The following is a 21409-nucleotide window of genomic DNA, read 5'->3' on the forward strand; positions in this document are numbered from 1 at the left end:
TAAAGAATAGCTATTCCACTATGATTTTTTACAAAAAAATTAAGCCTTTTCAAGCTATTACCTTCGACCTTGATGATACCCTCTACGACAATAATAGCCATATGCCAGTGGCCGAAGCGGCTTTTCTTAAAGATCTGCATCAGCAATATCCCTCTACCAGTGATTTGGATCCAGACGACTGGCGACGTTACAAACAAACCGCACTGCAGCTTAATCCTGATTTGAAAAATGACATGGGTGAATTACGCCGACATATTTTAAACAGTGTTTTCAGTAAATTGGGTTACAAGGGGCTTCAATTAAAAGATTTAGTTAACCACAGCTTTGAGAGTTTTTATTTCCACCGTAGCAATTTTAAAATAAATGAAAACATTCATTCTTTATTAATTCAACTAGCCCAGCGTTACCCATTGGTGGCAATTACTAATGGCAATGTTAATCTTGAACAAATTGGTTTAGCCCCCTACTTTGTGCATATTTTCAAAGCCAATATGGCACAGCCTATGAAACCCCATAAAGCTATGTTTGATGCCAGCAAATCCTTATTAAACCTACAAGCAGGGCAAATTTTACATGTAGGTGATAACTTGCAAAACGACGTGTTTGGCGCCATTAAAGCAGGTTTTCAAAGTGCCTGGTATGCTCATGATCGAAACATGAATCTAAATAAAGAATTAATGTTCTTAGTTCCGAACATTCAACTTCATAAGCTTGATGAACTGCTTGAATTTGACTCGCTTAATGCAAGGTAAAAATTTTAGAACAGCGCAAGCAGATATAAAAGAATCACTATTATTAATGGTACTACGCAACATTCGTCTAGCTTAGAGGTGTATTTAATTACAGTACTCCTGATATACTCCTGCAAAAAGTAAAGTAAGTTAATACTGTAATGGATGTATCTCGACTACTCGATGAGTTAAACGACAAGCAACGTGAAGCTGTTGCTGCCCCCGCGTCAGACATGCTGATTTTAGCCGGTGCCGGTAGTGGCAAAACCCGCGTATTAGTGCATCGTATGGCGTGGTTAATGGATGTAGAAGGTTTAGCACCCTATAGTATTTTAGCGGTAACCTTTACCAACAAAGCCGCCCGCGAAATGCGTGGCCGGGTTGAGCAATTACAAGGCTCTGCCCTGCGTAATATGTGGATTGGTACTTTTCACGGCATTGCTCATCGTTTATTACGCGCCCATTATGCTGAAGCTAAATTACCCGAAAACTTTCAGATCCTTGATTCGGATGATCAATATCGTTTAGTGCGCAGAGTGCTCAAAAGTTTAAATCTCGATGAAAAACACTGGGCACCTAAACACGTGCAGTGGTACATCAATGGCAATAAAGATGAAGGTTTACGGCCCGAACATATCGAAACCCATGGTGATGCCAGCCAACAAAAAATGCGTGAAATCTATCAGGTTTATCAACAAACTTGTGACCGTGCTGGTTTAGTAGATTTTGCCGAGTTATTACTTCGCGCCCATGAACTGTGGCTACATAACCCAAATGTATTGGCTCATTACCAACAACGTTTTCGTTGCATTCTGGTGGATGAATTTCAAGATACCAACAACATTCAATATGCGTGGTTACGTTTGTTAGCTTGCCCTGCTAATAATATGATCATTGTAGGTGATGATGACCAGTCTATTTATGGCTGGCGCGGCGCAAATGTGCAGAATATCCAGCACTTTTTACGCGATTACAGCCAAGCTAAAACCATTCGTTTAGAACAAAATTATCGCTCCTCAGGCAATATATTGCGCGCGGCTAATGCCGTGATCAGCAATAACGAAGGGCGTTTAGGCAAAGAATTGTGGACTGAAGATGCCGAAGGCGAGTTAATTTCTTTATACGCCGGGTTTAACGAACTGGACGAAGCTAGATTCAACGTCTCACGTATCAAGGATTGGCGCGACAAAGGTTATGCCTTAGCTGATTGTGCCATCTTATACCGCAACAACGCCCAATCACGGGTACTTGAAGAAGCCTTATTACAAGAATCTATTGCCTATCGTATTTACGGTGGATTACGCTTTTTCGAACGCCAAGAGATACGTGATGCTTTGGCATATTTGCGTCTAATCAACCAAAACATCGACGATGCCGCTTTCGAACGTATCGTCAATACACCCACTCGTGGACTCGGTGATAAAACCCTAAGTTTAGTGCGTGAGGTCGCCAAAGAGAACGAACAGTCTTTATGGCTTTCCGCAGTACAGTTGATTGAAGAAAAACGTTTGTCGGGCAGAGCACTGTCTGCTTTGGATAATTTTATTAAGTTAATCAAACAACTACAGCATGATATCAATGAATTAAATTTAGAACAGCAAGCCGATCATGTGATTAAACATTCTGGTTTGTTTGCGATGTATAAAGCCGAAAAAGGCGAAAAGGCGCAGACTCGTATCGAAAACCTTGAAGAACTTGTCACCGCCTGTAAACAATTTACTCCCCCCGACGAAGCAGAAAACATGAGTCCTTTGTCAGCCTTTTTGGCCCACGCTACTTTAGAGTCAGGCGAAACACAGGCCGAAAGTCATCAAGACGCTGTGCAGATGATGACTATCCATACGGCTAAGGGACTTGAATTTCCTCTTGTTATACTCGCAGGGGTAGAAGAAGGCATGTTCCCAAGTCAAATGAGTAACGAAGAGCCAGGCAAAATCGAAGAAGAACGACGTTTATGTTACGTGGGCATGACTCGCGCCATGCAAAAACTTTATATTACCTATGCGGAAAATCGCCGTTTATACGGCCAAGAGAAATACCACACTCCGTCGCGTTTTATTAAAGAGATCCCCAGCGAATATATTGAAGAAGTGCGTTTGCGTACCACCATCTCTCGCCCAGTGCATAACAGGTTTAGTCCAGTTACTGGACATACTGCTTTTGACTCTACTGGGTTTTCGCTGGGTCAGCGCGTAAGCCATCCTAAATTTGGTGAGGGCACAGTACTTAATTACGAAGGAGCGGGGGAGCACGCCCGTATCCAAATCAACTTTGATGAATTTGGCAGCAAATGGTTAGTATTGTCTTTTGCTAAACTAAACCCTGCCTAATAGTTATAGTACGACGCGATTTAGGAAAGTTAATTACAGATAACTTTTCTCTTTTCGCGAGGTTCTGATAAATTGGGTTGTATAAACCCATGACTACATTAAGCTCCTATGTCACGTAAAGTGTTGATCATCGAAGATCACCCAGCCAGCATGAAACTCATGCGCGAGCTAATCACTAAAGCTAAGTTAAAGCCCATATGTGCCACTAATTTGATTGAAGCCAAACATATTTTTTCTTCTTCGGAGCCAGAAGAATTTTTATGTGCAGTAGTGGATTACGAACTGCCAGATGCCCCTAAAGGCCAAGCCATTGATTTTACTTTAAGTTCTTTTTTACCCACTGTAGTGGTTACCCGTTATCTTGATGACGAACGCCGTGATGCCATCCTCAAAAAAGAGGTGGTAGATTACATCACCAAAGAAAACACTCAGGTTTATGAATATTTAAGTCGTTTATTGTCACGCCTTGAAAAAAACAAAAAAGTAGGGGTGTTGGTAGTTGATGCCATTCGTGCACGCCGAGCCGCTATGGTGTCGTTGTTGCGCCGCCATAACTTTATTACTTTTGAAGCGCCAGATGCCGAACAGGCGCTCAACATCATGCAGCGATTTAGTATTATCAAACTTATTCTGGTTGACGATGATGGTTTGCCCAAGATGAACGCCATTGAGTTGCTGAGTGAACTACGCCAAAATTTTAAAAAAGAAGACCTCGCGGTGATTGGTTTATCGAATAGCAAAAATTCGGCTTTATCCGCACGTTATATTAAAAGTGGTGCCAACGATTACCTATTAAAACCCTATCATCACGAAGAGTTTTTTTGCCGTATCATGCAAAACGTTGAATATATGGAAAATATTGAACTGATTCGACGTGCCGCTGACTCAGATTTTTTGACGGGTTTACCTAATCGCCGTTATTTTTTCGAAAAAGTCCAAGCGAGTCAAAGCCACAAGCCCGTCTTGCAAAGTTTAGCCATTATTGACGTTGATCACTTTAAACAGATCAACGATAGCTATGGCCATGATTGTGGAGATTACACCCTAAAGGAGATTGCCAAGCTGGTTGCTGAGCATTTTGCGGATTACACCGCAGCACGTTTTGGCGGAGAGGAGTTTTGTGTTTATTTCTGCAACGTAGAAGCCGCCGACGTGCATAAAGTACTGGAAGATTTTCGTATCAGTCTCGCCACCCAAAACTATCAATTTGAGCAACATAGTTTTAATTGCTCAGTCAGCATCGGTTTAACCCATCAAACTAAAGGTGACATCAGTAGTATGATCCGCATGGCCGATGAGTTGTTGTATAAAGCTAAAAACAACGGCCGTAATCAGGTTGTTAGTAATTAGTCTTTTACCACTTGTTTCCCTTTGCGGTAGGTATGATAAGAATCATAACTAAACACAAATAAGGCCAGCCAAACAAAGACAAAAGTGATTAAACGCGCCTTGTCGAGTGGCTCATGAAATACCCAAACAGCCATTACAAACATAATGCTCGGGCCTAAATACTGAAAAAATCCTAAGGTGGAATAACGTAAACGTCTAGCTGCGGCGGTAAAACACAAGAGCGGCGCGGTGGTTACAATGCCTGCGCTAATGAGAGTCATATTAAGTGACCACTCATTAGTACTGAGATTACTGAGTTCAGAACTAAAATAGACCCAATAAAACACGGCAAAGGGTAACATCATCAAGGTTTCTAATAGCAAACCAGGCAAAGAATCCACCGCCACTTTTTTACGTAACAAACCATAAAAAGCAAAAGTCAGTGCTAGTGCCAACGCGATCCAAGGTAACTGCCCAAAAGATATTATTAAAATCGTCACCCCAATAAATGCTAGAGCAACCGCAATTTGTTGCATGCGCCTGAGCTTTTCCTGAAAAAACAAACGCCCAAACAATACATTGAGCAAAGGGTTAATGTAATAACCTAAACTTGCATCTAATAGATGGTCACTATTTATCGCCCAAATAAATAACAGCCAATTGGCCGCCAGTAAAATGCCAGATAACAACAAGATAGCCATCACTTTTGCATTTCTGAGGGCACTTTTAACCTGTGGCAACTTGCCGCTCATTACAACCAAAATTACCAACACTACAGCAGACCACACGATACGGTGCATGAGGATTTCGCGCGCCGGCATGGCTTGTAGCAATTTGAAATAAAGCGGTGCTACTCCCCACATAAAATAGGCGGCCAGCGCAAAAATAGCGCCTGACTTTAGGGTTTTATCGTTCAATGAAGTTACTCAGGTGAAAAGGAAAAAATTTCAGCGCAAGTTTGTCGTAGGCGACGACGAAAAGCAATCTTGTCACAAATACCTTATAGGCTTAACAGGACATAAAAGGTAAACAGATCGTTACTTAGCTGGTAAAATTCAAAATACATAAATGGCCAGCAAGCTACACCAGTCAAAATGCTGAGGAGTACCAGCAAAAAATGGATTCAAAACCACATATCAAACGCCTCCTATCAACAGCTATTTGGATACTTTTACTCAAGCCTGTTTATGCTCAAGAGCCAGAAAAAGAGCTCACTAAAGAGCAAACGAGCGATAAACCAGCAGTCGCTGTGGTAGAGCCGGTAATCTCTATTTTACAAAAAAGGGGCAAGGCAGACAGTGCCTTGGTGGCCATTCCCTTTTCTATTGCTCAGCACCGGCTTAACTATATCTTGCCTGTCTCGTGGGCAAGTAATCCTAATGACATCGATATTGATGGTTTAGGCGATCTAAATCTCGACAACTTCGAAGCCAAATATCAGATCAGCATTAAGTTTCCACTGTACTTGCATGAAGAAAACACCTCGGGTTTGTATTTTGGTTTTACCGCCATGTCTTTTTGGCAAGTATACAATGGCAAGATATCAAAGCCCTTTCGTGAAACTAACTACGAACCAGAAATATTTTATAGCTTTCAAAATTCGCTAACGATTTTGGGATTTGAATTTAATCAATTGCAAGTGGGTTTTAATCACCAATCAAATGGCCAGAGTGGTGCACGTTCGCGTAGTTGGAACCGGCTATTTGCCTCAGCTCTGTTTAGCGATGCCAATGCTTTTTACTACGTTAAAACTTGGTACCGCATCCCAGAAGACGACAAATTAGATATGAATGATACCGAAGGAGATGACAACCCTGATATCACCGACTTTTTAGGCCACATAGAATTAGGATTTGGTACTAAATTGGGTAATTTTGATTTGTTAACACTGGTGCGTAACAACCTTAAAGTTAACAACAACAAAGGCAGTATTGAACTCAACTTATCTTATGCACTAAGTGCTAGATATAACCTGTTATTGCAGTATTTTAATGGTTATGGCGACTCACTGATCGACTACAACCGCCACCAGCAGCGTATTGGACTAGGTGTACAGTTGGCATTTTTTTAACTCTTAGCTGAGCAATGCCAACGGCCAAATAACCTAAATAGTACTTAGTTTAAATTTTCATCCGGCCAGTATTTGGTGCCTTTAACCGTTGCTTGTAAGGCCAAACCGTTTTTGGTGATTTGATAAATAGTCATGTTATCGACCGTCACTTCACCTCCAGCAGCACCGCCTTTGTCACCTGCTTTAGCTGCAGCGTCTGCTTGTGCGCCAAAAGCCCAACCTTGTTCGATAAATCGTTGTAGTACATCCTTGTTATGGAAGACAAAAACCACTCTAAAGTCTTTAATACCAGCACCTAAACCTAAACCCACTTCGGCCATTTTCATATAGGTCTGATTGCCAGTAGTATTATTTTTAACCACACCATAACCACCACCAAAACTGGCTAATAATACGTTAACGTTGGTATTATCAAACACCGCATACCCAGCGGCACTTTGTAGTTGCTGCTCAACACTGGGTTTGAGTGCGAAAAATTCACTTAGCACCGTAGAACGCATTTCTAATACCGCTTGGCGTTGTTGGTTTACTGTCTGTCCGGAGTTACTGGCACAGCCAAACATCGCTAAACATAAAATCATAAACCCTGCGTAACGATAACTTTTGTGTATTGGCATAACATTCTCCTGCGATAATTCGCGCAATGATAAAACAAACCAATAGTTGATCGATGTCTACTTACTGATTCCGTGTTGATTAAATGTTTAAGAGCAAGTATCAATCCATGATTACCTAAATACCTAAATCTAAACTTTCGAATCACTGTTTATTTACCCTATCAAGATGCAGAAAAACGAGATTTACTATTTTTAATCAATTGCTTAGCGAATAAATAAGAAGATAAAAACCTTATAAAAATAGTGCAATTTGAGTAATCAAGATCAGTGTATAAACATTAGTCTGTCACCGTTTTTCCCTTAAAATAGGGCCTATCTACTTTATACTGTTACTTTATGACTACTCGCATAAGTAAAACTTACCCACTTAGACTGACGTAAAACATAACGTTGTGTTTGCCCTTACAAGTCATTAACCTAATGGCAACAACTGAGTTGCCTGTTTAGAGGGTCTGTGCACAAACTATTTGCCCTATTTCATCGTTGGTCACACTTAAACATTGAGGTTCACCACGCCGTTTTTTGCGTTTTAGTGGCGAGTTTATTTGCTTGTGGCGGTGGCGGCGAAAGCACATCAGCGCCTGCTCCTCAGCCTTCAGTGCCAGTTGAACCATCCCCAACCCCAGTGCCACAGCATTATTACCTAAGCCCAGATCTGAGTATTGATCCAACTCTACCAGAGCCCCAAAGCACCACCTACCAGCAAGCCGCTGACGCTGTCAGGTTTTTGCAACAAGCCAGTTTTGGCGCCAATGGTGGGCAAATTCAACATCTAATGAATATTGGCACTAGCGCTTGGATTGACGAGCAAATCGCCGAGCCACAAAACAAACATTTATTAATGTTAGATGAGCGATTTAAAGAAATCGGCTTGATACCCGCACCAGTCATTGAAGACGACGCCGATGGTTATTACCGCGATATACAACGCAGTGATGTGTGGTGGGAAGTGGCTTTGTGGGGTAAGGATCAATTACGTCAAAGAGTGGCCTTTGCGCTGAGCCAAATATTTGTTATCTCCAATGTCTCAGATGTGCTGTACAACGATACTCGGGGTATCGCGAATTTTCAGGACTTACTTGCCACCCATGCCTTTGGTAATTATCGAGATCTACTCAAAGCCGTTACTTTAAATCCCATGATGGGTGAGTATTTAAGTATGGTACGCAACGAAAAAGCCAATCCAGATAAAAATATTCGCCCCGATGAAAATTACGCTCGCGAAGTCATGCAGTTATTCAGTATTGGCCTAGTTGAGCTAGAGTTGGATGGCAGTGTGCGCCTAGCCCCCAATAATCAGCCCATTGCGACCTATGATCAAACTCGCATTAAAGAGCTAGCGCGAGTTTTTACCGGCTTTAACTTTGCTACCCTAACCCAGTGGTGGGAATGGACCAACAGCGGTGATAGCGAAATATTACCCATGAAAAGTTTTTCGACCTTTCATGATAGCCAGCAAAAACAGTTGCTCAATGGACAAGTGCTTAGTGCCGGACAAAGCCCCGAACAAGATATAGATAACGCCATCGACAATCTATTTCAGCATGCCAATGTCGCCCCTTTTATTAGCCAACAGTTAATCCAACGTTTGGTCACCAGCAATCCCAGTCCAGCTTATGTGGCGCGTATAGCGACAATTTTTAATGACAATGGCCAAGGTGTACGTGGTGATATGGCGGCGGTTATCAAAGGCATTTTATTGGATGATGACGCCCGCAACGGCCATATTAATCAAAGCGATACCTTTGGCAAACTTAAGGAGCCGGTATTGCTGATGGCACAACTGTGGCGTGCATTTCATGCTGAAGGTGTCAAAGTTAAAAATCCCGATGGTAGCCTGAGTCGTGAACGTATTCGTTTTCGTGGTTCAGACCGAGAAACCGGTCAACGACCTTATGGCTCGTTTTCGGTATTTAACTTTTATCGTCCTGATTTTCAACCTCCGGGTGAAATCAAAGAAAGCGGTTTATTAGCCCCTGAATTTCAGATCCTGACCGAAAGCAGCATCATTGCTAAAACCAATTTTCTGTCGAATGCCATTTATTATCGCGACAATAATGACGCTGACTGGCTGGCCGAAGGAATTGGCCATAATTGGGATGTAGTGGCCCCAAAACTCAATTTACAGACAGAATTTGCGCTAGCCAAACAACCGGAAAAACTCTTAGATCGCCTGAATCTATTATTATTTGCCGGCCAGTTACCTAATGTGCTCTATCAAGAACTGCTAAGTTATCTGCAAAGTTTGCCAAACAACAACACTTATGATCAAAAGCTAGTTACCTTTGAAGCGCTCTATCTATTAACTGCCTCACCTGAATTTTCGGTGCAGAGATAATGATGAAAAACAGCAAGCCATGAAAAATAACAAATTCTTTAATGACAATCTCATGCATCACAGTAGACGGCAGTTTTTACGTCATGCACTTTATGGGTGTGGCTCCTTAGCCTTAGGCAGCTCTAGCTTTGCGGCCAATGCCAGCCAGTTACATTTGGCGGGTGCAAAATTGCAGCAAGCGAGTCACGCAAGACGCGGATTTGACGACTATAAAGCACTGGTCTGCATCTTTTTGTATGGGGGTAACGATGCTTTTAACATGGTGGTCCCCACCAGCAGCACTGAATACAATGATTATAAAAGCGCCCGCCAAGGTCTGGCCTTAGAACAAAGCTCACTACTCGCACTAGGCAAGCACAATAACGTTGACTATGGTCTGCATCCCGCTATGGCTGGGCTTAAAAACCTATTTGATACAAAAAAAATGGCTCTATTAGCCAATGTTGGTGCCTTGGTCGAACCGGTCAGTCAAATAGCCTACCAACAAAACAAAGTATTATTGCCACCTCAACTGTTTTCCCATAATGATCAGCAAATTTATTTACAAAGCCTGCAGTCCGCCAGCAAACCCACAGGTTGGTTAGGTCGGGCCGGGGATTTATTAATGTCGGCCAATGATAATCAACAGCTATCGATGAACATCTCCTTATCTGGTAATAACATCATGCAGGCAGGACAAAACGTATTCCCCTACTCAATGGATGCGAGCGGTGTCAACATGCTCAGTCGACTCAACAACGACAGCACAGAGCAAACCGAACTTAACAGAGCTGCTGTTTATCAACGTATCTTGCAACAACAACGTAGTCATCTATTTACTCGTCACTTTGCCAACACTCAGCAACGCGCTTGGGCGTTAGCCAGCACCGTCAATGATGCTTTGGCCGTAACTTCGCCAATAACTACGCCTTTTCCTGCAGAAAACTCTTTGGCCATGAGCTTAAAGATGATTGGGCAAATGATAGCCGCGCGGGGTAACTTGAACGTGTCGCGCCAAACGTTTTTTATCGGTATTGGTGATTTTGATACTCACGGTGATCAAGTTAACCGCCAACCTGCTCTCTTTAGTATGTTAGATGAAGCCATTACTGCCTTTTATGCGGCCACGGTTGAATTAGGCATGGAAAATCAAGTCACCACCTTTACCGCCTCTGACTTTGGTCGTACCCTAAGCAGCAATGGCGATGGTACGGATCATGGTTGGGGCAGCCATCAACTGATGGTGGGTGGCGCGGTAACTGGCGGACAAATTTTTGGTAATATGCCCACATTAGCCTTAAACAGTCCCGATGACATTGGTGAAGGGCGTATTATTCCTACCACCAGCATGGATCAATATGGCGCGACTTTAGGGCGTTGGTTTGGTTTACAAGAGTCTGACATGGCAGATGTTTATCCCAATCTGCACAACTTTAACCGTTCAGATCTGGGTTTTATGGGCGCTTAAGCAACGCCCCCTCAATTAACAAACTGCATATCACAAATGAAAAGAGTTCATACAAGCTGGGAGATTTTTTGGCGTTTTCTAAGTTTAGGCTGCTTCTGTTTTGGTGGTCCTGCTGCGCATCTGGGGTATTTTCATCGTTACTTTGTTGAACGTTTAAATTGGCTGGATGCTGAACAGTACGGACAATTAGTGGCTTTAAGCCAGTTTCTACCCGGCCCCGGTTCTAGTCAGGTAGGCTTTGCTATCGGCCTACAACGTGCAGGTTTAGCCGGAGGCATCGCTGCTTTCATTGGTTTTACGCTGCCCTCTTTTTGTTTAATGCTGGGATTTTTTGCCCTTAGCTCTCAGCACAACCTAGATTTTTTAACCTTAGCCTCAGGTTTAAAATTATTGGCCGTGGTGGTGGTCAGTGACGCGGTATTAAGCATGTATAAACATTTCTGCCAGAGCCACTCTAGCCGCATCATTGCCGTCTTAAGCGCTAGTGTATTGATTTTTTTTAGTGCTATTTGGCTACAAATATTAGTCTTAAGCATGGCAGCCACATTTGGCATGTTGTATCACACTCACTTAAAACTTGGCTCAGTACCTAGGGAAAATCTGCCAACCACACAGAGTTTATGGCTAAGCCTAGGGCTATTTTTTACCTTGTTTGTCATCAGTTGCTGGGTAGTCTATTTCAGTGCAACTGACTCATCACACTTGGCTCACATGGCCGCGCAATTTTATCATAGTGGCAGTTTAGTTTTTGGTGGTGGCCATGTTGTTTTGCCTTTGTTACAACAGAATGTTGGTAGTGCATTAACCAGTGAGCAGTTTTTATCGGGTTATGCCGCAGCTCAAGCTGTACCCGGCCCAATGTTTTCATTTGCGACCTTTTTAGGGGCGCAACTTGTACCTCTTACGCCAATTTCAGGTGCCATTATTGCCACCCTTGCCTTGTTTTTACCCGGTTTATTATTAGTGTTTGCCTTACATCAACACTGGGCCCATCTGAGTAATATTCCGCGTGTTGCAGGTGCAACTTTAGCCATCAATGCTGCCGTAGTTGGTTTATTATTTAGTGCCTTAGTTGACCCGATAATTAAACAAGCCGTACATCAAATAAGCGACATTGTTGCACTGCTTATTGGATTTGTGTTGTTACGCTGGCTCAAGATTCCTATCCTGCTATTAATCACTTTTTATCTTGCTTATGCCTACCTAATCAGATAAGAAAAATTAACCTGATAGTAACTAAATTTGCATTTGTCAGCATCACCACTCTTGCTTAACCTTGTTAATCAAAGACTAAAGGTTAAAGCGAAGCAATCTCTACCTGCATTTTAGTCACCACCGCAGTGTAGCAATGATTAGCAATTGAGCCTTCTCCCGATAGTTTTTCACTGGTTAACCTAGCCGCATTTCACTTATGCAAATAGACTTTCCTTGAGCTTGTTAGGTTAAAAAAATACAAAACTTAAAATGGATGTTTTTGGAGTAGACAATGAAATGTAGTACCGCTTTTCGCTCGCTAATGGCCCCCACAATACTTGTGTTACCTTTGGTTTTTTTTGCCTCTGTTACACAAGCTACCGTCATTCGCTTTAACTTTGACACAGAATCCTTTTTCAATCGGACAGCCGTATCTCAAGGCTACACACATAACTCCGACGGGTCAGGTAATGCTTCTGGCAATACAGGGCTGAACGGCTCAGTGACTGGAACCATCGACGTTAACCGAAATGCCGCTGGCATAGACATCATCGATAACTATTTGCTGCAAGTGATTATGCCCCATGGCATTGCTCCCGGCTTTAATTTTGCTCCTTGGACAGTGCAATACTCTTCATCTACCTTAATGCAACCAGGAGCGGGTGCTACAGCGCAAGTTTTTGGTAGCGGCTATATGTACATTCAACAAGAATTTTTGTTCGACCCATTTTACGGCCCGGCTACCCCGCAAGACACTTATTACGACCCAAATATCAGACAAGAATATTTATTTCGTGTTGACTTGCAAATCAGTGCCGTTGCAGGAGTTGGCCCAGATGGTGGCAACAGTTTAGCTGTGGATAGAGTTGATGTGCGTTGCGCTGTGCCGGGAGATGCTCGTTTAACTTGCAATGGTTTTGGCTCGGTCAGTGATTCCAACTACTCAGACTGGGATTCAAACCAAGGCTTGGCGTCTTCTTTTGAAATTCTACCAATTAACTCACAAAACCCTATATCAAGTGTATCGGTTCCTCCAGTCTTATCGCTGTTACTTCCTGCTTGCTTTGGGCTAATGCTAATGCGTCGCCGCGCATAATTAGTGATAAAGAAACTTTATATCACGTATATGGAGCTTATAAGTTTAGTAATGCTGACCATTAAACGGGGTTATAAATGCGCAAAATTTTGAATGTTAATAATTGTGCTAGGTACTTTGGCTATATGCCGGAAAAAGAGCCAACAGCTTAACTAACAATACACTCCCAAGTGTTTTAGGGGCAAGCAGTGGCTTGCCCTATTTTTATTCACAATAAAACGCCATACATCAAAATTACCGAGCCCTGCGCTAGATTAATTAAGTTTCTTTTCCACTTTATTCAGTAATTCTTGCACATCTTTTAGGCGACCACTGTCAGCTAACTCGTGATCAACTCGGATTGGCGTTTGCTGAGCGATTAATAAACGTTTTTGGGCTGCTTTATACTTACCTTCGTCGTATAAAAATTCAGCATAAAAATAATTACTATCGATGCCTTGTGGATCTAACAAAATAGATTGTTCAAATAAGGTAACGGCTTTTTTATCACTGCCAAAAGCAACCGGCCAACTTGGTACTTTATGATAGAGAATAGCCAGACTGTTATAGGCCTTGCCCGCCAGTGCTGTAGGTTCACGCTCAAGCACTAACTCATAATTGGCTGATTTAAGTGCTAAATTCTATCGTAATTTTAGACACTTAGAACTTCGATCTGAGTTTCCATTTTGTCAATATCCCTAAGGATTTGCGCTATTAATCTAACTTACCGTAGTATTGTGCAAAATACCTACGATGTGGATTATTCGAACACAATGAAAACAGCTTGGTCACGGATATTATGCAAGACTTTCTATCTCGCCTTTTTTGTTAGTGCCTCGTTGGTTTTCCACGCACAGGCACAAGATATCCGGAGTGCCAGCGGCCCCCACATTGAAGTAAAACTGCTCAATCAGCACAGTGCACTAGTTCCCGGGCAAAGTACTACGCTGGGTATCTTGTTATCACCCGAACCGGGCTGGCATACCTATTGGCGTAATTCTGGCGATTCGGGCGAAGCCCCCACTGTTAGTTGGCAGACCAATGCACCATTGTCTTTTGGCGATATTCAGTGGCCCTTGCCTCACGCAATACCCGTTGCCCATTTAGTTAATTACGGCTACGACAGCAACAACTTATTGATGGTCACCGTTACTGCTCCCGCTGATTTGCCCCTCGACCAGCCTATCAACATAGTGGCCGACCTTTCTTGGTTGGTATGTAAGGAAGATTGCATACCGGGCTGGGCGACACTTTCTATTACGCTGCCGGTACAAACCACAAACTCACCAAGTACCGATGCGCCAATCTTCAGCGCGACCCAACAACTTTTACCTCAACAGCAACAATTGTCGGGGCAGTTTGAAATCACTGAAGAACATATCGTGGTGCAAATTGCCGATATCGATACGACAAAGTGGTATCTATTTCCGTTTCGTAGTGATCTTATCCAGCACGCCGCACCACAAACTATCATCGAGGATAGTGGTGTCACACGTTTTCTTATTCCGCGCTCGGCCTATTTTAATGGTAAAGCTGAGCAATTAGATTGGTTGTTAAGTGATGGTAAACAGGCCTATTACCTTACTACTTTGGCTAATTTATCAAGCAGTACTACCTCAAAAAGTATGACTTTGTTTACTCTGCTAAGCTTTAGCTTAATGGCCTTTGTTGGGGGTTTGATTTTAAACTTGATGCCCTGTGTACTGCCCATACTGTCTATCAAAGCCATGGCTTTACAATCCACCCAACAATCACTGAGTCATAAACTCGCATATTTGGTGGGTGTAGTGCTGTGTTTTAATCTTTTTGCTCTGATCATATTTTTACTGCAACAGAGTGGTCAGCAAGTTGGTTGGGGCTTTCACATGCAAGAACCTATAGTGGTAGTTTCACTGGCCTTTTTGTTTACCTTTATCGCACTCGTTTTACTCGATGCTTTAAGCGTGAGTTCACGCTTTTCCGGTATCGGCCAAAGTCTGGTAGCGGGTGATAGTGCCGGCGCCCATTTTGCCACTGGCGCATTGGCGGTTGTTGTCGCCTCTCCTTGTACCGCGCCTTTTATGGCTGCAGCCCTTGGTATTGCGCTGGTCAGTCAGCCCTACGTCACTTTCATCATTTTTAATGCCTTGGCCCTTGGTTTTGCTCTGCCCATGACCTTATTATTTTTATCCCGTCGTGCTATGGCCTGGTTGCCCAAACCAGGGGTGTGGATGCAAACCTTTAAACAGTTTTTAGCCTTTCCGATGTTTATTACTGTGGCCTGGCTGTGCTGGGTGTATGCGGGGCAAGCCGGTAGTCAGGCTCAATTCGCCTTGTTACTGGCCTTAATCTGTTTCAGCATGTTTGCTTGGCTGTTGAGCCGCTCAGTTAAGTCTTTGGCGAAAGGTCTTTACACTGTGGGTTTGGTAATGAGTTTAGTATTACCCTACGTCATCAGCGTAAATATCAACAAACCAACAATAGGCGACAGCAAACAAACCCATTACAGCCCTTTCGAAACAAAGCTAATCAACAAATTGCGCGATGAAAACCAAGTCGTCTTGGTGAATATGACAGCTGACTGGTGTATTACCTGCAAGGTTAACGAGCAAGTGGCGTTTTCCAGTGACAAAGTCACAAACCTATTCGCCCAAGAAGATGTGCACTACATTGTGGGCGACTGGACCAATAAAAACAGAGAAATTCTAACTTTTTTGAACCAATACGAACGGGCGGGCGTACCTCTATATGTCGTTTATGCGGGTCGACAATATGAACAAGTGCTACCGCAAATACTCACTCCAGCAACTATAATTGACGCGATAAACACAGCAAAAGAGGAGCTTTACCATGTTAAATAAACGATTATTCGGGGCCTTGTTTGCCCTTACTTTAAGTACCAGTGTGTTAGCCAAGGTGAGTATTGATAAGGCCGCACCTGATTTCACCCTCACTAACAGCCAAGGGCAAAGTGTCAGCTTGTCAGATTACAAGGGTAAATACGTGGTACTCGAATGGACCAACCATTTATGCCCTTACGTACAAAAACACTATGACAGCGACAACATGCAGAGTTTACAGCGCAAATACACCGCAGATGACGTGGTGTGGTTATCGATTATCTCCTCGGCACCCGGTAAACAAGGGTATGTAGAACCAGCCGAAGCCAATAGACTCACCGCAGAGCGTAAAGCCCTACCCTCTCACGTATTGTTTGATCCAGAGGGCGATACAGGCAAAAACTATGATGCCAAAACCACTCCGCATATGTACATCATCGATCCCCAAGGTCAACTACGTTACGCCGGTGGCATAGATAACATAAAATCCGCTAATCAAGCCGACATTCCCAAAGCCATCAATTACCTTGATGCAGGCATGACAGCCCTATTAAGCGGTGGTGAAGTTGAAAACAAACTAACTGCCCCCTATGGATGCTCGATCAAATATAAAAGTTAGCTGAGCTAAGTCAGTGTAAGCGCTGTTAACCTTAAATGCCTTACAGCAGTTGTAGCATGGTCATGATGGAGGATGCGAATCTTGACTCAAGCCGGAAAAACGATAGTTAGAATAAGCTTATTTTGGAGCGTATTCTTTTTAATCCTTAAAGGCATGAATAGCATTTCTTCTGCTGTCCCAACGACAATGAAGTTTCTATTTGGAGCAAGTGTGCTAATTCTGACCAGCATGCTTGTGATCCTTTATTTCTTAAAAACGGAGCACCGCCACCTTAGTAGCATTGGTTTAAAGTGGCAGTCGGGCACCGCAAGGCATTTAGTTTTAGGAACATTGCTGGGCATGGCGGTGGTTGGCTTTATGCTGTTTACCCTTGCACTGTTGTCGCCCATCAAAGTCGAGCTTGTTGCTAATCCTGATTTTTGGAATGCCATTGGCTGGGCGACTGTTGTATTGATTGTTTTAGCTCTCATGGAAGAGATTGTCTTTCGCTCTTATCCATTTTTTCGACTAGCCGAGTCTGTTGGGATCAGAACATCCATTTACCTTAGCTCTATTGTGTTTGCTTTCTATCATGGTTTAGATCCTGCCAATCTACTTGGGCCAGGTGTTTGGGGGCTGTATTTTGGCTTAGCCGCCATTAAAACCAAGGGCATTGCCCTGCCTTTAGGTCTTCACTTCGGACTTAATTTAATGCAATGTCTATTTGGCATGAAACCTCACCACGCAAGTTCGATTTGGACCATCGTACCTGATGGGACTACTCGATTTTTTGCTGCTGAAACTGTCGGCTTAAGCTTGCAAATCATCTTACTTATTGTTGGCGTAATTCTTATCGAATTACATGTGAGGCAAAAAGATGGAGCCATATAACTCAAGCAAAACATCTAAGTATATTGCTGTTAAAAGCTCAAATTTTGTGCAAAGGTTAAACCTATTAATGACACTAAAGGAGTTACCATGAGACAAGGAATAATTGGCTATTCAAACCCAGCAAAAACAACGGGCTTTTTGTCATTAAGTGCGATGGGCGATTGGTTTATCGAACACATTGAAATTGTGCTCGTTATCCTTTGTTTTTTCGGCTATCAATATTTTGAATATCAACGCCAACAAAATGCTACCGCTATTGTGCAAAACCCACAAAAGTATGATTTTTTGTTTGTAGATTATTTTGTATTAAATAAAAACTCGGATCCGAGACACCGTTATGTACCACTTAAAGTACTGTCGGTAGACCAGCAAAACGTGACCTTTAAAATTGGCAATATCGCCCATTCCACAGCAGTTTCTCCCAGCCAACACATGAAATTTGATAGCGCTATGCACCGCAACTTTTATCGGGCTAACACACTCAGTTTGAGTAAAGACAAAATAGCTAATTTGTATAATTCAGGCATAATTTATGATGCTCGTCGCCCGCGAAACATTTATATCGACGGCTGGGTTGTACTGACCCTTGCTGAACTGAACACCGAAAAGTGAGCACAGTAAGCGAGGTTTTAATTTAGGTTAGCAAGTGCTTATGCAGGAATAACACTGTATAACCGCGACGTCACTGCAACCGTCATTTACAAGATATTCTCACCCTTTTCAGGATCACGGGCTTCTCTGGCTTGTTGCCTAATATCGTCAGCATCACTCGCCAAATCTTCGCTCAGCTCCGGATCCTGCAAATCCACAGCGGTATCGTTAATCACTTCTTGTTGTTTAGAACTTATTTTTGGCTCTTGGAGGGACTCAGAAGCCGTTGGTTGATGCACTACTATGCCCTGCGGAAAAATAATCTCTCGTGCGTCATCCGGCATACTAATACCCTGTTTTTCAAACTCACGCATGATGGAACGCATTAAAAACGACGATACTTTTAGCAAACTATGGTTATGAGTATTGATCCAAAAATACACTTTAAGATTAACCGTCGACGAAGCCAACACATCAACCAATACTTGAGGCTCGGGCTCAGTCAACACCGCATCCGTGGTGCTGAGTACTTGCATAGCGATTTTTTGCGCCTCGACTATGCTCGAATCATAGCCGATACCAATCACAAACTTGCCGCGGGATTTAGGATTAGCCGTAAGGTTACGAATGATGTTTTTATACACTGTCGCGTTGGGGATTTGAATGTGGTCCCCATCAAAGTCCACTAAGGTAGTAGCCCTTGCCGTCACTTGTTTTACCACGCCGATCCGTCCTTCAACCTCTATCACATCATCAATTTTAAAAGGTTTTTGAATACTCAGCAGTAAGCTCGAAATAAAGTTTTCAGCGATATCTTTAAAGGCAAACCCTATGATTAAACCCATCACACCGGTACCCGACAATACCGCTACTGCAAATTCGCTTAAACCGGCAAACCGCAGAAAAAGATAAAAGCCAAACAAGATAAACAAAATGCTGATAAGACGACGTGTTACCAAATGAATCAACTGGCTAGTGCTAACAAACGCAATGGGTTTGACCAGTAGGGTTGATAAGGGGCGAGCCAATAAAAAAATAATGATAAAGAGTGTTAAACCAAGTCCAATCATTGGCAGTTTTTGCAAAAAAGCCTGCCACGAAGCTTCTACTTCCGCCCAGATTAAACTTGTACTGTCACTAATCGACTCACTTTTAGTGGCTGGAAAAAGACTGCCCGATGGCTCATCAATGTCGTTATCTTGAGTTTGCCAAGTTAGTGCGTTAGTTAAGTGCATGGGATCTAAAAAATTAGGCAAGATGACACCATTTGCTTGCCCCAATGGGTAAATGATTGCCACCAACATAAGACTCGTTATTAACAGTGATTTAAACATAATTTCCCTAGGGCTAAGTTACTGTTGCTAGACGCTTACCTGACACACAAGATAGCAAGTTAGCTGCCAGCCATCAATTTTTCGCATAATTTGACTCCACCCCTGTTTGGTCTGTTTATTGCGTAGCAGTGATTAATAAGGCAATGATAAATAATTTATATGCCTCCTTGTTAACTCTACTTTGTAGGAATAATTCCTGATGCTCGCACCTACTATTGAACTTAGCCCTAAGTCCCTTGATTATTTAAATCGACGTGAGCTTAAGCAAAATGAAATCAGTGATTTTCAAGACTTGCTCAATAAAGCGCAAAACGAAGCGGTTCAACTTCAACGCTCGAGCAAAGAAATTCTAAGCCAGATGACAAAAGACGAATTATCTCTGCTGCAAAAGGCCAACAGCCTTGCCCATGACATAAAAGTGTCTGAACTATCAGAAGAAGGTGCGACCAACCTACTCCGTCAACCCGATCATTCAAACCGGGTTGACCTCAACAATGACGGCATTGTTGAGGTGGGTATCGGCAGAAACATGGTATTCCCACCCGTTAACGCTCCTACTCATATCAAAACAGCTTGGGACAAAGCCACGGCGGACATGAGTGAATCCGCTGTTATGCACCTGCAATTAACTATGCATCTAACCGTATTTGGTATTCAAATTGAAGGGCAAAATAAGGCAGAAAACATGTCGCCTCAACAACAATGGAGTCGTACTGGCATAGATGCTTTATTTTCTGAGTTAAGGGCAGGTTTAGATTTCAGGGTACAGCGCGAAGGCTGGACTGAACACAACAGCATGTTAAATAACTTCTATAATCGTTTTGAACAGGCTTTATCAGGTCAAGCGCCCCAAGCAGCGGCGTTATCAACAACAAACAACAAGTCCTCTGAGACCTCAGCAGAATCATCATCCACGCCATCAAAATCCGGCACAAAAACGCCACTGACAGAACAACAAAAAAGCCAGCGTTTACTCGATTTAATGCAGTCAATTATTGACGCCCGCCTAGGCCTCGATCGAGAAAAGCTCAAAGAAATTGAAGCACAAATGCAAGAAGTTGCCAACAATGACAAACTGGATAACAAGCAAAAAAAGCACCTGATTGAGCAACTTGAAAAACTCAAAGAAGCCTTTTTTGCTAGCCTCGAAGAAAAACTAGTGGAAGATGAAAAACGTAAATCAATTGTCAATTCACCCTCAACATTGCTCAATTCCTTGACCGAAGATCTGCTGAAAAATGAATTAGTCAAACAAACTCGCTAAATGCTATATCCACAAACGAGGTGAAGCATATCCCAGATAAGAGCTTGCTTCAGGTGGTGCTGAGTTACGCCTCCTTACTCATTTATTAGTCTTAACACCTAACGCTAACAACGATCAAAGTTGCCAATGAATGGCTGACTTTTGCTGTTGTAACAACAATTGATTAGTTTGAGAGAAGTGTTTACAGCCTAAAAATCCGCGATGGGCAGATAGTGGCGAAGGATGTGGAGCATGTAATACGTGATGTTTGGTTTGATCAATAACTACACCTTTACGTTGAGCATGGCTGCCCCAGAGTAAAAATACCGTTCCCTGAGTATGCTGACTAAGTTGTTCAATAACTTTATCGGTAAACCTTTCCCAGCCGATTTTTGCGTGGGAATGGGCCTTTCCTTGTTCAACTGTCAGTACAGTATTTAGGAGTAATACCCCCTGCTCTGCCCAAGATTGCAAATACCCCTGTTTAGGGATCGAAAAGCCAGCAATATCACTTGCCAGTTCTTTATAGATATTCACTAACGAAGGGGGAGTTTTGACTTCAGGTAGTACTGAAAAACACAGGCCGTGAGCTTGATTAGGGCCGTGATAAGGATCTTGCCCGAGGATAACCACTTTAACTTGCTTGAGTTCTGTTAACTTAAAAGCATTAAAAACATCGGCTTGCGGCGGATAAATAATCTTACCAGCCGCACGCTCTGCTGCTACATGGGACATGATGTGCTGAAAATACGGCTGTTTGTATTCTAGCTCCAGTACATCTGACCATGTCTCAGCTGCCAT

At 42.8% G+C, this 21409-nt stretch carries 18 protein-coding genes; 13 read left to right on the forward strand and 5 right to left on the reverse strand.

Annotated features, from left to right (window positions below; translation table 11 throughout):
* Positions 1-20 precede the first annotated feature (20 nt).
* The 3 genes from AX660_RS02775 (at position 21) to AX660_RS02785 (ending at position 4411) form a co-directional block, all read left to right on the forward strand.
* Complete coding sequence (locus AX660_RS02775; protein ID WP_068372231.1) at positions 21-752, forward strand: HAD-IA family hydrolase; 732 nt, start codon at positions 21-23, stop codon at positions 750-752.
* A 140-nt stretch (positions 753-892) separates the two neighbouring features.
* Positions 893-3061: a DNA helicase II gene (uvrD, locus tag AX660_RS02780; RefSeq protein ID WP_068372235.1), complete on the forward strand. Its 2169-nt coding sequence runs from the start codon at positions 893-895 to the stop codon at positions 3059-3061.
* Positions 3062-3169: 108 nt separating this feature from the next.
* Entirely contained in the window at positions 3170-4411 is a 1242-nt protein-coding gene (locus tag AX660_RS02785) for a GGDEF domain-containing response regulator (RefSeq protein WP_068372238.1), read from the forward strand.
* Here AX660_RS02785 and rarD read toward each other — a convergent pair.
* Positions 4408-5307, reverse strand: a complete 900-nt coding sequence (rarD, locus tag AX660_RS02790; protein ID WP_082768714.1) for an EamA family transporter RarD — start codon at positions 5305-5307, stop codon at positions 4408-4410. The genes AX660_RS02785 and rarD overlap by 4 nt on opposite strands.
* 200 nt (positions 5308-5507) lie before the next feature.
* Between rarD and AX660_RS02795 the strand changes: the two genes are divergently transcribed.
* A complete protein-coding gene (locus AX660_RS02795) occupies positions 5508-6461 on the forward strand; it encodes a phospholipase A (protein ID WP_068372241.1) in 954 nt (317 codons plus the stop codon).
* 44 nt (positions 6462-6505) lie between these two features.
* Here AX660_RS02795 and AX660_RS02800 read toward each other — a convergent pair whose 3' ends face one another.
* Positions 6506-7042: a lipid-binding SYLF domain-containing protein gene (locus tag AX660_RS02800; RefSeq protein WP_106404035.1), complete on the reverse strand. Its 537-nt coding sequence runs from the start codon at positions 7040-7042 to the stop codon at positions 6506-6508.
* Positions 7043-7532: 490 nt separating this feature from the next.
* Here AX660_RS02800 and AX660_RS02805 point away from each other — a divergent pair, with 490 nt between their 5' ends.
* The 4 genes from AX660_RS02805 (at position 7533) to AX660_RS02820 (ending at position 13153) form a co-directional block, all read left to right on the forward strand.
* A complete protein-coding gene (locus AX660_RS02805) occupies positions 7533-9416 on the forward strand; it encodes a DUF1800 domain-containing protein (protein ID WP_201027398.1) in 1884 nt (627 codons plus the stop codon).
* Between the two features lie 19 nt (positions 9417-9435).
* A complete protein-coding gene (locus AX660_RS02810) occupies positions 9436-10863 on the forward strand; it encodes a DUF1501 domain-containing protein (protein ID WP_201027399.1) in 1428 nt (475 codons plus the stop codon).
* 36 nt (positions 10864-10899) lie between these two features.
* A complete protein-coding gene (gene chrA, locus AX660_RS02815; RefSeq protein ID WP_068372247.1) occupies positions 10900-12078 on the forward strand; it encodes a chromate efflux transporter in 1179 nt (392 codons plus the stop codon).
* A 271-nt stretch (positions 12079-12349) separates the two neighbouring features.
* Positions 12350-13153, forward strand: coding sequence for a hypothetical protein (locus AX660_RS02820; protein ID WP_068372250.1), 804 nt, complete (start codon positions 12350-12352; stop codon positions 13151-13153).
* A 254-nt stretch (positions 13154-13407) separates the two neighbouring features.
* Here AX660_RS02820 and AX660_RS02825 read toward each other — a convergent pair whose 3' ends face one another.
* Entirely contained in the window at positions 13408-13740 is a 333-nt protein-coding gene (locus AX660_RS02825; protein WP_068372252.1) for a hypothetical protein, read from the reverse strand.
* 165 nt (positions 13741-13905) lie between these two features.
* On the opposite strand from AX660_RS02825, the gene AX660_RS02830 reads away from it, so the two are divergent.
* The 4 genes from AX660_RS02830 (at position 13906) to AX660_RS02845 (ending at position 18052) form a co-directional block, all read left to right on the forward strand.
* Positions 13906-15972: a protein-disulfide reductase DsbD family protein gene (locus AX660_RS02830; protein WP_068372255.1), complete on the forward strand. Its 2067-nt coding sequence runs from the start codon at positions 13906-13908 to the stop codon at positions 15970-15972.
* The gene (locus AX660_RS02835; RefSeq protein WP_068372258.1) at positions 15962-16570 is read left to right on the forward strand and encodes a thioredoxin family protein; all 609 of its coding nucleotides are present in this window, start codon (positions 15962-15964) and stop codon (positions 16568-16570) included. The genes AX660_RS02830 and AX660_RS02835 overlap by 11 nt, the downstream gene beginning before the upstream one ends.
* Before the next feature lie 210 nt (positions 16571-16780).
* Entirely contained in the window at positions 16781-17440 is a 660-nt protein-coding gene (locus tag AX660_RS02840) for a CPBP family intramembrane glutamic endopeptidase (protein ID WP_157884300.1), read from the forward strand.
* A gap of 87 nt (positions 17441-17527) precedes the next feature.
* Positions 17528-18052, forward strand: a complete 525-nt coding sequence (locus tag AX660_RS02845; RefSeq protein ID WP_068372266.1) for a hypothetical protein — start codon at positions 17528-17530, stop codon at positions 18050-18052.
* An 86-nt stretch (positions 18053-18138) separates the two neighbouring features.
* On the opposite strand, the gene AX660_RS02850 is transcribed toward AX660_RS02845, so the two are convergent.
* Complete coding sequence (locus AX660_RS02850; protein ID WP_235594641.1) at positions 18139-19365, reverse strand: mechanosensitive ion channel family protein; 1227 nt, start codon at positions 19363-19365, stop codon at positions 18139-18141.
* Between the two features lie 199 nt (positions 19366-19564).
* On the opposite strand from AX660_RS02850, the gene AX660_RS02855 reads away from it, so the two are divergent.
* The gene (locus tag AX660_RS02855) at positions 19565-20629 is read left to right on the forward strand and encodes a hypothetical protein (RefSeq protein ID WP_068372269.1); all 1065 of its coding nucleotides are present in this window, start codon (positions 19565-19567) and stop codon (positions 20627-20629) included.
* A 114-nt stretch (positions 20630-20743) separates the two neighbouring features.
* On the opposite strand, the gene ung is transcribed toward AX660_RS02855, so the two are convergent.
* Complete coding sequence (gene ung / locus AX660_RS02860; protein ID WP_068372272.1) at positions 20744-21409, reverse strand: uracil-DNA glycosylase; 666 nt, start codon at positions 21407-21409, stop codon at positions 20744-20746.

This window comes from Paraglaciecola hydrolytica, assembly GCF_001565895.1.
GTDB lineage: Bacteria > Pseudomonadota > Gammaproteobacteria > Enterobacterales > Alteromonadaceae > Paraglaciecola > Paraglaciecola hydrolytica.